At 40.6% G+C, this 973-nt stretch carries 1 pseudogene; it reads right to left on the reverse strand.

Annotated features, from left to right (window positions below):
- Window positions 1-808, reverse strand: a pseudogene (locus ACMZ6Z_RS09420) (transposase); the annotation flags it as partial.
- Window positions 809-973: the final 165 nt, after the last annotated feature.

Genomic DNA, 973 nt, shown 5'->3' on the forward strand with positions numbered 1-973 from the left:
TTAGTTCATAAAAGCTGATTGGCTCCGCTTTTCGACTAGAGTTTGGTAAGAAATCAAAGAGAGAGAGTGATGCGATAAATAGTGATATTGATTGGGAAAATCTTGATACAGTTGCTTCATCTCCTTGGTCTGTTTTCGACAGAGTTTAAGATTCAAGCTTTGGTCAAAACAAGGTTTGTCAGGCAGGTTTAACCCTGATTTAATAGAGCTACTCCCATCCCGAATCCGAATGACATAAAACCAATTTCTCTCTTGGCAATGTGCCATGACATTGTAAGATTCATAACCCCTATCCATGATGACAAGTGATTGGGAGAAAGGGAGAGCTCTCCATCATGTCAAAGAAAGCAGAGCGTTCATCATTATCGACCTTGTCTTGAATCCGAAGGTCATGATAAATCCCACTTTGTAAATCGTAAAGGGTGTTAATATGAATCAGATTGTAAGGCGTTCGATTTGGCTCCGTTTGGATGCAGGTCTCCTTGTCAAAGCGATTTCGAGGGCGAATGACATCACTACCGTCAACAGCTAAAATCGGCATAGGATTAACCGTTGGGATTTTAGCAGTAAACTCTTTAAAAAGTCTTTCAAAAGCTTGGTATTTAATCTGGTAGCGACGTTGAACGAAAGCGGACTGAGAGACAGTGAGGTCCATATCTAGCAGTTCTTTAGATAGACTTTTACCACCCATGGCAAGGATAGACTTTACCATCGTTGCCATTGTCAACTGACTTTTTCGACGGAAATCTTTTTCTGGTTGACGGACAAATTGGTTGGCATCTGAAACGATGTGATTAAGAATCTGTATTCACAAAATTATAAAGCCCTTAAAAGCCGATTAATGTGTGATAGTTTGACAAAAGCAACCTCTGACGATACGGACTTTTCAACATCCTTAGCCAATCTTCGAGAGTGGTTCAATCAAGCAAAAGTTCGCTCAACAACCCAACGTTTGGGAATGATTTGCCAGCTC

Source organism: Streptococcus pluranimalium (assembly GCF_047785705.1).
Lineage (GTDB): Bacteria > Bacillota > Bacilli > Lactobacillales > Streptococcaceae > Streptococcus > Streptococcus pluranimalium_A.